Source organism: Pseudomonas sp. 2hn (genome assembly GCF_019646095.1).
Taxonomy (GTDB): Bacteria; Pseudomonadota; Gammaproteobacteria; order Pseudomonadales; family Pseudomonadaceae; genus Aquipseudomonas; species Aquipseudomonas peradeniyensis.
In genome coordinates this window covers 4,796,828-4,809,808 of record NZ_CP081016.1, presented here as the reverse complement: position 1 = coordinate 4,809,808, position 12,981 = coordinate 4,796,828, and the positions used below count along the sequence as shown (strand labels likewise).

Genomic DNA, 12,981 nt, shown 5'->3' with positions numbered 1-12,981 from the left:
AGGACCATGGCAAACGCGCATAGCGGCAAAATGATCGTCGGGCTGGACATCGGCACCTCCAAGGTGGTGGCGCTGGTGGGTGAGGTCGGCGAGGACGGCACCCTGGAGATCGTCGGGATCGGCACCCATCCGTCCCGCGGCCTGAAGAAGGGCGTGGTGGTGAACATCGAATCGACCGTGCAGTCGATCCAGCGCGCCGTCGAAGAGGCCCAGCTGATGGCCGGCTGCCGCATCCACTCGGCGTTCGTCGGCGTGGCCGGCAACCACATCCGCAGCCTGAACTCCCACGGCATCGTCGCCATCCGCGACCGCGAAGTCAGCACCGCCGACCTCGAGCGCGTGCTCGACGCCGCCCAGGCCGTGGCCATTCCGGCCGACCAGCGGGTGCTGCACACCCTGCCGCAGGACTACGTGATCGACAACCAGGAAGGCGTGCGCGAGCCCCTGGGCATGTCGGGCGTGCGCCTGGAAGCCAAGGTCCACGTGGTCACCTGCGCGGTCAACGCGGCGCAGAACATCGAGAAGTGCGTGCGCCGCTGCGGCCTGGAAATCGACGACATCATCCTCGAGCAGCTGGCCTCGGCCTACTCGGTGCTGACCGACGACGAGAAAGAGCTGGGCGTGTGCCTGGTGGACATCGGCGGCGGCACCACCGACATCGCCATCTTCACCGAAGGCGCGATCCGTCACACCGCGGTGATCCCGATCGCCGGTGATCAGGTCACCAACGACATCGCCATGGCCCTGCGCACCCCCACGCAGTACGCCGAGGAAATCAAGATCCGCTATGCCTGCGCCCTGGCCAAGCTGGCCGGTGCCGGCGAGACCATCAAGGTGCCGAGCGTCGGCGACCGCCCGCCGCGCGAGCTGTCGCGCCAGGCCCTGGCCGAAGTGGTGGAGCCGCGTTACGACGAGCTGTTCACCCTGATCCAGGCCGAACTGCGACGCAGCGGTTTCGAGGACCTGGTGCCGGCCGGCATCGTCCTCACCGGCGGCACCGCGAAGATGGAAGGCGCCGTGGAACTGGCCGAGGAGATCTTCCACATGCCGGTACGCCTGGGCGTGCCGCACAGCGTTCGGGGCCTGAGCGACGTGGTGCGCAACCCGATCTATTCCACCGGCGTGGGCCTGCTCACCTACGGCCTGCAGAAGCAGTCCGAGGACCCGTCCCTGACCGGTATCAGCAACAGCAACAGCAGCAACAACAGCTATGGCGATGAACCGAAGGGCCCTGTGCTTGAACGACTCAAGCGTTGGGTCCAGAGCAACTTCTAAGTTTCAAAGCAGTAGTGGTAGGCGCGACAACTAGAGAACTGTAAGGAGAGGGAAAATGTTCGAGCTCGTAGACAACGTCCCGCAGAGTCCGGTCATCAAGGTGATCGGCGTTGGCGGTGGTGGCGGCAACGCCGTCAACCACATGGTCAAAAGCAACATCGAAGGCGTCGAGTTCATCTGCGCCAACACCGATGCCCAGGCGCTGAAGAACATCGGCGCGCGCACCATCCTGCAACTGGGCACCGGCGTGACCAAGGGCCTGGGTGCCGGCGCCAATCCGGAAGTCGGCCGTCAGGCCGCGCTGGAAGACCGTGAGCGCATCGCCGAGGTGCTGCAGGGCACCAACATGGTGTTCATCACCACCGGCATGGGTGGCGGTACCGGTACCGGCGCGGCGCCGATCATCGCCGAAGTGGCCAAGGAAATGGGCATCCTCACCGTTGCGGTGGTGACCCGTCCGTTCCCGTTCGAGGGCCGCAAGCGCATGCAGATCGCCGACGAAGGCATCCGCATGCTGGCTGAGAGCGTCGACTCGCTGATCACCATCCCCAACGAGAAGCTGCTGACCATCCTGGGCAAGGATGCAAGCCTCTTGTCCGCCTTCGCCAAGGCCGACGACGTGCTGGCCGGTGCCGTTCGCGGTATCTCCGACATCATCAAGCGTCCGGGCATGATCAACGTCGACTTCGCCGACGTGCGCACCGTGATGGGCGAGATGGGCATGGCGATGATGGGGACCGGTTGCGCCAGCGGCCCGAACCGTGCGCGCGAAGCCACCGAGGCGGCGATCCGCAACCCGCTGCTCGAGGACGTCAACCTGCAGGGCGCCCGCGGCATCCTGGTGAACATCACCGCAGGTCCCGACCTGTCGCTGGGCGAGTACTCCGACGTGGGTAGCATCATCGAGGCCTTCGCCTCCGACCACGCGATGGTCAAGGTCGGCACCGTGATCGACCCGGACATGCGTGACGAGCTGCACGTGACCGTGGTGGCCACTGGCCTGGGCGCGCGCATCGAGAAGCCGGTCAAGGTGGTCGACAACACCCTGCAGACCGCCCAGCAGGCGTACGAGGCTTCCAACCCGGCGCCGGTTCGCCAGGAGCAGTCCGCGGTCAACTACCGTGACCTGGAGCGTCCGACCGTGATGCGCAACCAGGCCCACGCGGGTGCTGCGGCTGCAGCTAAACTCAACCCTCAGGATGATCTGGACTACCTGGATATCCCGGCGTTTCTGCGTCGTCAGGCCGATTAATGGAATTTATCAGGGGTATTAGGGTGATTGGTGTTCAGCAAAGGCCGGGTCTGTTATCATCCCCAGCCTTTGTTGATACCTGTTCGCAATTTGCGCTGAAGCGGCCAATGCCATGATTAGACAACGCACCCTGAAGAATACCATCCGTGCCACAGGTGTCGGCCTGCACTCCGGGGAGAAGGTCTACCTGACCCTCAAGCCTGCGCCTGTCGACACCGGCATCGTCTTCCGTCGCGCCGACCTCGACCCTGTGGTCGAAATCCCGGCGCGCGCGGCCAACGTCGGTGAGACCACCATGTCCACGACATTGGTCAACGGTGACGTCAAAGTCGATACGGTCGAGCACCTGCTCTCCGCCATGGCGGGCCTGGGCATCGATAACGCCTACGTCGAGCTCTCCGCCTCGGAAGTGCCGATCATGGATGGCAGCGCCGGACCCTTCGTATTCCTGATCCAATCGGCCGGCCTGGAAGAACAGGACGCAGCCAAGAAGTTCATCCGCATCCTGCGCGAAGTAACGGTGGAAGAGGGCGACAAGCGCGCCACTTTCCTGCCTTTCGACGGGTTCAAGGTGAGTTTCGAGATCGACTTCGATCACCCGGTCCTCAAGGGCCAGACCCAGAGCGCGGTCGTCGATTTCTCCAGCACCTCGTTCGTCAAGGAAGTCAGCCGTGCCCGCACGTTCGGCTTCATGCGTGACATCGAGTACCTGCGCAAGCACAACCTTGCGCTGGGCGGCAGCGTGGAGAACGCCATCGTGGTCGACGAGACCGGCGTGCTTAACGAAGACGGCCTTCGTTCCGATGACGAATTCGTCAAGCACAAGATCCTCGACGCCATCGGCGACCTTTATCTGCTGGGCAACAGCCTGATCGGCGAGTTCAAGGGCTACAAGTCCGGGCACGCGCTGAACAACCAGCTGCTGCGCAAGCTGATCGCTGAAACGGACGCTTGGGAAGTGGTCACCTTCGAAGATGCCAGCACGGCACCGATCTCGTACATGCGCCCTGTTGCGGCCGTGTAAGTTCGAACACCCTCTCTAGTGTGATTAAGGCCACCTTCGGGTGGCCTTTTTTATGGCCGCTGATTGCCCGTCACTCGTTAGTACTGCGCGATCCCTGTAGGAGCGGCACAAGGCCGCTCCTACAGAATGATATTCTGGGTGATCAATTCTTGCTCTGCGCATGCGCCGCCAGGCGCTCCAGCGCTGCGCGCAACTTCGGATCGCTGATGCCTTCGGCCGAACCTAGGATGCTGTCTGCGGCAGATTCCGAAAGCTCAGGCCCGTGACCTTCATGTTTTGCCGCCACCAGCGGCGGCTGTACCTTGAACTGGATGCGGCTCAGGTTGGCGAACGCCTCCATGGCTTGCAGCTGGCGTTGCAGGCGCTTTTGCTGGTAGCGCAGGCGGGTGGCCCAATGGCCGTCGGTAACCACCAGCAACAAAGTCCCTTCCTTCCAGGAGGCCACGTGGCAGTGCTCGCGGGCGGCCGGTTGCAGCTGGCTTTCCAGCAGGCGCTGCAGGTGCTCGAGGCGCTCGGCCTGGTTGAGCAGCAGGCGCAGTGGCCGGGCCTTGCGCAACAGGTCGGCGGGGGGGCGGGCAGGGGTGGGTTTGTAGGCCATGGAGGTCTGCAGAGGGTTACAGGATCGACAGTCTACCAGTTGGACATTCATCGCGGGGCAAGCCCGCTCCCACGCCGGCGTGTGGCGAGCGGTCACCGGATCTTGATGCAAGTCATTCGCGATACGTTTCATCTTCGCGCACCTTGAACTTGCGCAAAAAGCCCCTATGTTAGTCAGGCCCCCTAAAAGCGCTGTGCCAGCATCGTGGAAATCCACCACTTTCCTCACCATCGTTTCCGGGTAGAATGCTCGTTCGCATGCGGCCTCAGGGCTGCACGGGCGACTCACGGGGCCGCCCTCCATCCCTACGTGTGGAAGATCCTGCCGATATGTTTGCGCCTTTGTTAAAAAAACTTTTTGGAAGCAAGAACGAGCGTGAAATCAAACGCATGCTCAAGACGGTGAGCACCGTCAATGCCTTCGAAGAGAAGATGGTGGCCCTCTCCGACGAGCAGCTGCGGGGCAAGACCGCAGAGTTCAAGGAGCGTCTGGCCAAAGGCGAGACTCTAGACCAGCTGCTGCCCGAAGCCTTCGCCGTGGCCCGCGAGGCCGGCAAGCGCGTGATGGGCATGCGTCACTTCGATGTCCAGCTGATCGGCGGCATGACCTTGCACGAAGGCATGATCGCAGAAATGCGCACCGGTGAAGGCAAGACCTTGGTCGGTACCCTGGCCGTGTACCTCAACGCATTGTCCGGCAAGGGCGTGCACGTGGTCACCGTCAACGACTACCTGGCCCGCCGCGATGCCAACTGGATGCGTCCGCTGTACGAGTTCCTCGGCCTCAACGTCGGCATCGTCTCGGCCTTCCAGCCGCCGGAAGAAAAGCGCGCCGCCTATGCCGCCGATATCACCTACGGCACCAACAACGAATTCGGTTTCGACTACCTGCGCGACAACATGGCGTTCAGCCAGGACGAGAAGTTCCAGCGTGAGCTGAACTTCGCCGTGATCGACGAAGTCGACTCGATCCTCATCGACGAAGCGCGCACCCCGCTGATCATCTCCGGCCAGGCCGAGGACAGCTCCAAGCTGTACATCGAGATCAACCGCCTGATCCCGCGCCTGACCCAGCATATCGAGGAAGTCGAAGGCCAGGTGACCCAAGAGGGCCACTACACCATCGACGAGAAGAGCCGCCAGGTCGAACTGAACGAGGCCGGCCACCAGTTCATCGAGGACATGCTGACCCAATCCGGCCTGCTGGCCGAGGGCGAGAGCCTGTACTCGGCGCACAACCTTAGCCTGCTGACCCACGTCTACGCCGGCCTGCGCGCGCACAAGCTGTTCCACCGCAACGTCGAGTACATCGTCCAGGAAGGCCAGATCCTCCTGATCGACGAGCACACTGGCCGCACCATGCCGGGCCGCCGCCTGTCCGAAGGCCTGCACCAGGCCATCGAGGCCAAGGAAAACCTGAACATCCAGGCCGAGAGCCAGACCCTGGCCTCGACCACCTTCCAGAACTACTTCCGTCTCTACACCAAGCTGTCCGGCATGACCGGTACCGCCGACACCGAGGCGTTCGAGTTCGCCCAGATCTACAACCTCAACGTGATGGTCATCCCACCGAACAAGCCGTTGGCCCGCAAGGACTTCAACGACCTGGTGTACCTGACCGCCGACGAGAAGTACGCCGCGATCATCGCCGACATCAAGGAAAGCATGGCCCACGGCCGTCCGGTCCTGGTCGGTACCGCGACCATCGAAACCTCCGAGCACATGTCCAACCTGCTCAAGAAGGAAGGTATCGACCACAAGGTCCTGAACGCCAAGTACCACGAGAAAGAAGCCGAGATCATCGCCCAAGCCGGTGCTCCAGGTGCACTGACCATCGCCACCAACATGGCCGGCCGTGGTACCGACATCCTGCTGGGCGGTAACTGGGAGGCCGAAGTGGCCGCCCTGGACAACCCGACCGCCGAGCAGATCGCCCAGATCAAGGCCGACTGGCAGAAGCGTCACCAGCAGGTGCTGGAGGCTGGTGGCCTGCACGTGATCGCCTCCGAGCGCCACGAGTCGCGCCGTATCGACAACCAGCTGCGTGGCCGTGCCGGCCGTCAGGGCGATGCCGGTTCCAGCCGCTTCTACCTGTCGCTGGAAGACAGCCTGATGCGCATCTTCGCCTCCGATCGGGTGAAGAACTTCATGAAGGCCCTGGGGATGCAGTCCGGCGAGGCCATCGAGCACCGCATGGTGACCAACGCCATCGAGAAGGCGCAGCGCAAGGTCGAAGGCCGCAACTTCGACATCCGCAAGCAGCTGCTCGAATACGACGACGTGGCCAACGAGCAGCGCAAGGTGATCTACCACATGCGCAACAGCCTGCTGGCCGCCGAGAACATCGGCGACACCATCGCCGAGTTCCGCCAGGAAGTGCTTGATGCCACCATCAGCCAGCACATCCCGCCGCAATCGCTGCCCGAGCAGTGGGACGTGGCCGGCCTGGAAGCGTCGCTGGCCAGCGATTTCGCCATCAAGCTGCCGATCCAGCAGTGGCTCGACGAGGACGATCACCTCTACGAGGAGACCCTGCGCGAGCGGCTGATCAAGGAAATCACCGACGCCTACAACGAGAAGGAAGACCAGGCCGGCATCGACGCCCTGCGCACCTTCGAGAAGCAGATCCTGCTGCGCGTGCTGGACGACCTGTGGAAAGACCACCTGTCGACCATGGACCACCTGCGCCACGGTATCCACCTGCGCGGCTATGCGCAGAAGAACCCGAAGCAGGAGTACAAGCGCGAGTCGTTCACCCTGTTCCAGGAACTGCTGGAGTCGATCAAGCGCGACACCATCCGCGTGCTCTCGCACGTCCAGGTGCGCCGCGAAGATCCGGCCGAAGAAGAGGCGCGTCTGCGCCGCGAGGCCGAGGAACTGGCCAGCCGCATGCAATTCCAGCATGCCGCCGCGCCGGGCCTGGAAGGCGAGCAATTGGCCGAGGAGGGCGCTGAAGTCGCCGTGGCCTCCGCGCCGGTTCGCAACGACATGAAGCTGGGCCGCAACGAGCCGTGCTGGTGTGGTTCGGGCAAGAAATTCAAGCATTGCCACGGTCAGATTGAATGATCTGAATTCGCCACTGGCTTGAGATCCCGGGGCTGCCTTGCAGCCCATCGCGGCACAAGGCCGCTCCTACAGGAAGCGTAACAACCCTGTAGGAGCGGCCTTGTGCCGCGAAAGGGGCGCAAAGCGCCCCCTAATTCCCCACAATTTTCTAGGAGCGCTCTAATGGCTGTTGGTCTTGGTCCCCTGCCCACCCTGCACCCGGTTCCCGGTTTCGAACTCGGTATCGCCTCGGCGGGCATCAAGCGCCCAGGGCGCAAGGATGTGGTGGTGATGCGCTGCGCCGAAGGCTCCAGCGTTGCCGGCGTGTTCACCCTCAACGCTTTCTGCGCGGCCCCGGTGATCCTTTCCAAGCAGCGCGTGCAGGGCACCGTGCGTTACCTGCTGACCAACACCGGCAACGCCAACGCCGGCACCGGCGCACCGGGCCTGGCCGCCGCCGAGCGCACCTGCGCCAGGCTGGCCGAGCTTGCCGGCGTGCCGGCTGAGTCCGTGCTGCCGTTCTCCACCGGCGTGATCGGCGAGCCGCTGCCGGTCGAGAAGATCGAAGGCGCGCTGCAGGCCGCCCTGGACAACCTGTCGGAAAACAACTGGGCCGAAGCCGCTACCGGCATCATGACCACCGACACCCTGCCCAAGGGCGCCAGCCGCCAGTTCCAGTACGACGGCAAGACCATCACCGTTACCGGCATCAGCAAGGGCGCCGGCATGATCCGCCCGAACATGGCCACCATGCTCGGCTACATCGCCACCGACGCCAAGGTCGCCCCGGCGGTGCTCAAGGACCTGATGCTCGACGGCGCCAACAAGTCGTTCAACCGCATCACCATCGACGGCGACACTTCGACCAACGACTGCTGCATGCTGATCGCGACCGGCAAGGCCGATGTGCCGGAAGTCACCGAGGCCAGCGGCGCATTGTTCGAGGCGCTGAAGAAGGCGGTGTTCGAGGTGTGCATGGAGGTGGCCCAGGCCATCGTCCGTGACGGCGAAGGCGCCACCAAGTTCGTCACCGTGCAGGTCAACGGTGGTGGCAACCATCAGGAGTGCCTGGACGTCGGTTACGCCGTGGCCCACTCGCCGCTGATCAAGACCGCGCTGTTCGCCTCCGACCCCAACTGGGGCCGTATCCTCGCCGCGGTCGGTCGGGCCGGCGTGCCGGCTCTGGATGTCAGCCTGATCGATGTGTACCTGGACAGCGTGTGCATCGCCAGCAAGGGCGGACGCAGCCCGAGCTACACCGAGGACCAGGGCGCCAAGGTGATGGCCCAGGAGGAGATCACCATCCGTATCGAGCTGGGCCGTGGCCAGTGCAGCGAAACCATCTGGACCACTGACCTGTCCCACGAGTACGTGAAGATCAACGCCGAATACCGGACTTGATGCATAGGGGGCCGCTTTGCGGCCCTTTCGCGGCACGAGGCCGCTCCTACAAGGGAATGCGATCTCCTGTAGGAGCGGCCTTGTGCCGCGAAAGGGCTGCAAAGCGGCCCCAATATCCCGAATCCGCTGGAGCCCAATCATGAGCTATCACCTGATCATCGGCGACAAGCTGTATTCCTCCTGGTCGCTACGTGGCGCCCTGGCCCTCGAGCTGGCCGGCGTCCCCTACGAAGAAACCCTGGTCAAGCTCAACCAGCCTGACACCCGCCAGCGCCTGCTGGCCTTCTCGGCCACCGCCAAGGTGCCGCTGCTGCAGAGCGAGCACGGCGTGATCGCCGACTCCCTGGCCATCGCCGAATACCTCAACGAACGCCACCCCGAGGCCCGCCTGTGGCCTGAGGACATCGCCGCCCGTGCCCAGGCCCGTTCGGCCTGCGCGCAGATGCACAGCGGCTTCTTCGCCCTGCGCGGCGCCATGCCGTTCGATATGTCCCGTGACGAAGCACTGGCCGAGGTGCCGCTGGACGTGCAGGTCGATATCGACCGCATCGTCGCCCTGTGGAGCGAATGCCGCGTGGTCGCCAAGGACAGCGGTCCGTTCCTGTTCGGCCGGCCGACCCTGGCCGACGCCTTCTTCGCCCCGGTGGCCGTGCGCCTGCGCAGCTACCGCGTCGCGGTGCCGGCCGAGGCGGCCGCCTACATCGAGACCATCTACCAATGGCCGGCCTTCCAGGCCTGGCAACAAGCTGGCCTGGCGGAGCGTAAAGGGTGAAGCGGATTCATGTAGTCGCAGCGGTCATTCGTGGTGCCGACGGGCGGATCCTGATCGCTCGCCGCGCCGATACCCAGCACCAGGGCGGCCTGTGGGAGTTCCCCGGCGGCAAGGTGGAGGAGGGCGAGGGCGTCGAGGCGGCGCTGGCTCGCGAGCTGCGCGAGGAGTTGGGGATCGAGGTCGCGGCTTCGCGGCCGTTGATCAAGGTCAGCCACGACTATCCGGACAAGCAGGTGCTGCTGGATGTGCGTGAAGTGCACGCCTTTACCGGCGAGCCCCACGGCGCCGAGGGGCAGCCCTTGGCCTGGGTAGCACCGCGTGACCTTGGCCAATATGAGTTCCCCGAGGCCAACAAGCCGATCGTTGCCGCGGCGCGCCTGCCAGACCAGTACCTGATCACTCCGGACGGGCTGGAAGTGCCAGAGCTGCTCAAGGGCATCCAGAAAGCCGTGGCTAGCGGCATCAAGCTGATCCAGCTGCGCGCGCCGGACATGTACGACCCCAAGTACCGCGATGTGGCGGTGGATGCGGTCGGCCTGTGCGCGGGCAAGGCCCAATTGATGCTCAAGGGGCCGTTGGAATGGTTGGGCGACTTCCCGTCGGCCGGCTGGCACCTGACCGCCGCGCAGTTGCGCAAGTACGCGGCCAAGGGGCGTCCATTCCCGAAGGATCGCTGGCTGGCGGCGTCCTGCCACAGTGTCGAGGAACTGGCGCTGGCTGAGCAGATGGGGGTGGATTTCGTCACCCTGTCACCGGTGCAGGCGACCCAGACTCACCCGGAGGCGGTGCCGTTGGGGTGGGATGAGGCGCAGCGGTTGATCGGCGGGATCAGCCATCCGGTGTTTCTGCTCGGCGGGGTCGGGCCTGGTGAGCGGGAGCGGGCCTGGGAGGTTGGGGCGCAGGGTGTTGCAGGGATCCGGGCGTTCTGGCCTGAGATCTGATACATCAGGCCATCGCGGGGCAAGCCCGCTCCCACGCCAGTCCACAATCTGGCGTGGGAGCGGGCTTGCCCCGCGATACGTTCAGGCCGGCTTCTCGGCTGCTTGCCACAGCACTTCATTCACTCCCTGTCGCCGCCCAATGATCCGGGCCGCGACGAACAGCAGGTCCGACACCCGGTTGATATAGGCCAGCCCCACTCCCTCCAGCGGTTCCAGCGCATTCAGCTGCTGGCAACGCCGTTCCGCCGCCCGCGCCGCGCTGCGGCAGACATGGGCCTGGGCCACCAGCATCGAGCCCCCGGGCAGGATGAAATTCTTCAGCGGCCCCAACTCTTCGTTCCAGCGGTCGATGGCCGCCTCCAGGCGTTCCACCTCGGCAATGTTCAACGCTTGGTAGCTGGGCATCGCCAGCTCCCCACCGAGGTCGAACAATCGGTGCTGACATGGCGCCAGCACCTCGATCAATTCGCCAAGGCCAGCCTCGGCCAGCCCGGCAAGCAGCACGCCCAACTGGCTGTTGAGGCTGTCCACCTCACCGATCGCCTCGATCCGCGGATGGTCCTTGGGCACCCGGCGCCCGTCGCCCAGGCCGGTTTCGCCTTTGTCGCCGGTGCGGGTGTAGATCTTCGACAGGCGATAGCCCATGTCATGTCTCCGTCTGGATGGTGGTCGGCTGGGCCGGGTTCAGGGGCAGGCGCAGGGTGAAGCAGGTGCCCTGGCCGGGGGTGGACTGCACTTCCATCTGTCCCTTGTGGTTGTTGGTGATGATGAAGTACGACACCGACAGGCCCAGGCCGGTGCCCTGGCCGATTTCCTTGGTGGTGAAGAACGGCTCGAAGGTGCGCTTGCGCACCGTCTCGGGCATGCCGACGCCATTGTCCTCGACCTGGATTTCCGCCCACGGCGGGTTGAGTCGGGTGCGCAGGGTGATGCGCCCTGGTTCGCTGGGCTGCGGGCGCTGGTGGATGGCCTGGGCGGCGTTTTTCAGCAGGTTCAACAGCACCTGTTCGAGTTCGTTGGCGGTGCAGGGCACCGGGCCCAGTTGCGGGTCGAACTGGCGGACGATGGCCTGGCCCTTGAAGTCGAAGCCGATGGCCAGGTCGAAGTCGTTGCCGGCGATCTCCACGGCCTGGTCGATCAGCGCCGGCAGCTCGCAAGGGGCCAACTGGCGATTGCTGCGGCGGCTGAAGCTGAGCATGTGGGTGACGATCTTGGCCGCCCGGGCGCCAGCCTGCTGGATGCCGTCGAGCAGTTGCGGCACCTCGCGGCTTTCCAGGTAGCGGTTGACGGCCGGCAGGTCGATGCCCAGTTCGCCGGCCTGCTCCTGGTTGCGCGGCAGGTCCGGCGACAGGCGTCGGCGAATGTTCTGCACGTTGTGCAGGATCGCGCCCAGCGGGTTGTTGATCTCGTGGGCCATGCCTGCGGCCAGACCGCCGACCGAGAGCATCTTCTCCGATTGCACCATCATCTCTTCCAGGGACAGGCGCTGGGTGATGTCGTCGATGCGGATCACCACGCCACGGCCAGCGCCACCCATCAGCGGGTAGAAGGTCAGGGCGTAGTGGCGCAGGTCCTCGCCCTTGGGCCAGGTGACCCGTTCGATCTTGGCCACCCGATGTTTCTCCACGCTCTCCTTGAGCTGTGGCAGGAAGGGCTTGAGCGGCTCGAAGGCGAGGAACACCGGCTGGTTCAGCGCCTCGTCCAGCGGTGTGCCGGAGAGCACCGTGGCCTCGTGGTTCCACTGGGTGACGTAGAGCTGCTCGTCGAGGGCAATCAGTGCCGAGGGCATGGAGTCGATGATGCTGTTCAGGTAGTTCTGAAAGCCCGTGAGTTTTTTCTCGATCTTGCTGCGCACCTGGACTTCCAGTTCCAGCTTGCGGTTGGTGTGGCGGGTTTCCTCGGCCAGGCCCTGGGCCTGGTCGTAGGCGTCCTGGAACTCGTCGCGGGTGCGCTTGAGCTGCTGCTCGCGGGCCTCGATGCGCGACAGCATGGTGTTGAACGCCTCGGCCAGGCTGCCGATCTCGTCGTCGTTGCCGCGCTGGGCGCGCAGGGCATAGCTCTCCTCGCGGGTGACCTGGCGGGTCAGCTCTTCGAGGCGATTGATCGGCACGGTGATCAGGCGCTTGATCTGCCGGGCGATGACCAGCCACAGCAGTATGCTGAACACCAGGATGGCCAGGCTGGCGGAGAGGGTGCCGGTGTAGAACGCGGTGGGCAGCTCGCTGCTGGCTACCAGCAGCAGGTGCGCGGGTGGGGCGGCGCTGCGCGGCAGGCGGATCAGCTGGGTGCTGCGAAACTCCATCAGGCGCCAGCCGTCGATGTTGCGGTAGCGCTTGGGCAGGGTCAGCGGGTCGCCGTGCTGCAGCTGGGCCAGCATCTGCCCGTCGCCGCCATAGATCGCGGCGGCGCGCAACGGCGAGTAGCTGTCGAGCTCCTTGAGCAGCGCCGTGGCGTTCTCCGTCGAGTCGCCGGCGCGCGCGGACAGCTGCGGGTTGGAGACCAGCCGACCGATGGTCTGCAGGGCCTGGGGCGCCATGCTTTCCTGGGTGATCCAGTAGGCGGCGCTGATGAAGGCGAGGTTGGCCACCAGCAGGATGGTCACCAGCAGCACCAGCAAGGCTGCCAGCAGTTTCTGCCCGACCGGGAGGTTTTCCAGGCGTTGGCGCAGGGTCAT

Annotated in this window: 10 protein-coding genes; 7 read left to right on the top strand and 3 right to left on the bottom strand. The window is 64.7% G+C overall.

All coding sequences use genetic code 11. From position 1 onward, the window contains the following. Window positions 1-6 precede the first annotated feature (6 nt). From ftsA to lpxC, 3 genes are all read left to right on the top strand, one after another. Window positions 7-1,275 carry a cell division protein FtsA gene (gene ftsA / locus K2O50_RS21730; protein ID WP_028689735.1) on the top strand — a complete coding sequence of 423 codons (1,269 nt, stop codon included), beginning with the start codon at window positions 7-9 and terminating at the stop codon, window positions 1,273-1,275. Window positions 1,276-1,330: 55 nt separating this feature from the next. Next, complete coding sequence (gene ftsZ, locus K2O50_RS21725) at window positions 1,331-2,527, top strand: cell division protein FtsZ (RefSeq protein WP_028689734.1); 1,197 nt, start codon at window positions 1,331-1,333, stop codon at window positions 2,525-2,527. Window positions 2,528-2,639: 112 nt separating this feature from the next. Then, window positions 2,640-3,551 (top strand): UDP-3-O-acyl-N-acetylglucosamine deacetylase, encoded by a 912-nt coding sequence (gene lpxC / locus K2O50_RS21720; protein ID WP_028689733.1) that lies wholly within the window; start codon window positions 2,640-2,642, stop codon window positions 3,549-3,551. A gap of 142 nt (window positions 3,552-3,693) precedes the next feature. Here the strand turns inward: lpxC and K2O50_RS21715 are convergent, their stop codons facing one another. Beyond that, window positions 3,694-4,149, bottom strand: a complete 456-nt coding sequence (locus tag K2O50_RS21715) for a DUF721 domain-containing protein (protein WP_050703854.1) — start codon at window positions 4,147-4,149, stop codon at window positions 3,694-3,696. A gap of 329 nt (window positions 4,150-4,478) precedes the next feature. Here K2O50_RS21715 and secA point away from each other — a divergent pair, with 329 nt between their 5' ends. The 4 genes from secA to K2O50_RS21695 all read left to right on the top strand — a co-directional run bounded on the left by secA (window position 4,479) and on the right by K2O50_RS21695 (window position 10,307). Further along, window positions 4,479-7,214 (top strand): preprotein translocase subunit SecA, encoded by a 2,736-nt coding sequence (gene secA / locus K2O50_RS21710; protein WP_028689731.1) that lies wholly within the window; start codon window positions 4,479-4,481, stop codon window positions 7,212-7,214. Window positions 7,215-7,376: 162 nt separating this feature from the next. After that, on the top strand, window positions 7,377-8,594 hold the full coding sequence (gene argJ, locus K2O50_RS21705; RefSeq protein ID WP_050703855.1) for a bifunctional glutamate N-acetyltransferase/amino-acid acetyltransferase ArgJ: 1,218 nt from the start codon (window positions 7,377-7,379) through the stop codon (window positions 8,592-8,594). A 139-nt stretch (window positions 8,595-8,733) separates the two neighbouring features. After that, complete coding sequence (locus K2O50_RS21700) at window positions 8,734-9,366, top strand: glutathione S-transferase family protein (protein ID WP_050703856.1); 633 nt, start codon at window positions 8,734-8,736, stop codon at window positions 9,364-9,366. Next, entirely contained in the window at window positions 9,363-10,307 is a 945-nt protein-coding gene (locus K2O50_RS21695) for a Nudix family hydrolase (RefSeq protein ID WP_050703857.1), read from the top strand. The genes K2O50_RS21700 and K2O50_RS21695 overlap by 4 nt, the downstream gene beginning before the upstream one ends. 81 nt (window positions 10,308-10,388) lie before the next feature. Here the strand turns inward: K2O50_RS21695 and K2O50_RS21690 are convergent, their stop codons facing one another. Both K2O50_RS21690 and K2O50_RS21685 read right to left on the bottom strand, forming a co-directional pair. Continuing rightward, window positions 10,389-10,952 (bottom strand): cob(I)yrinic acid a,c-diamide adenosyltransferase, encoded by a 564-nt coding sequence (locus K2O50_RS21690; protein WP_050703858.1) that lies wholly within the window; start codon window positions 10,950-10,952, stop codon window positions 10,389-10,391. A gap of 1 nt (window position 10,953) precedes the next feature. Next, window positions 10,954-12,981 (bottom strand): ATP-binding protein, encoded by a 2,028-nt coding sequence (locus K2O50_RS21685; RefSeq protein WP_050703859.1) that lies wholly within the window; start codon window positions 12,979-12,981, stop codon window positions 10,954-10,956.

Coding starts and splice junctions, on each gene's coding strand:
- ftsZ (WP_028689734.1), top strand. CDS start 1,331: ATGTTCGAGCTCGTAGACAACGTCCCGCAGAGTCCGGTCATCAAGGTG.
- secA (WP_028689731.1), top strand. CDS start 4,479: ATGTTTGCGCCTTTGTTAAAAAAACTTTTTGGAAGCAAGAACGAGCGT.
- K2O50_RS21715 (WP_050703854.1), bottom strand. CDS start 4,149: ATGGCCTACAAACCCACCCCTGCCCGCCCCCCCGCCGACCTGTTGCGC.
- ftsA (WP_028689735.1), top strand. CDS start 7: ATGGCAAACGCGCATAGCGGCAAAATGATCGTCGGGCTGGACATCGGC.
- K2O50_RS21700 (WP_050703856.1), top strand. CDS start 8,734: ATGAGCTATCACCTGATCATCGGCGACAAGCTGTATTCCTCCTGGTCG.
- K2O50_RS21690 (WP_050703858.1), bottom strand. CDS start 10,952: ATGGGCTATCGCCTGTCGAAGATCTACACCCGCACCGGCGACAAAGGC.
- argJ (WP_050703855.1), top strand. CDS start 7,377: ATGGCTGTTGGTCTTGGTCCCCTGCCCACCCTGCACCCGGTTCCCGGT.
- lpxC (WP_028689733.1), top strand. CDS start 2,640: ATGATTAGACAACGCACCCTGAAGAATACCATCCGTGCCACAGGTGTC.
- K2O50_RS21685 (WP_050703859.1), bottom strand. CDS start 12,981: ATGACCCTGCGCCAACGCCTGGAAAACCTCCCGGTCGGGCAGAAACTG.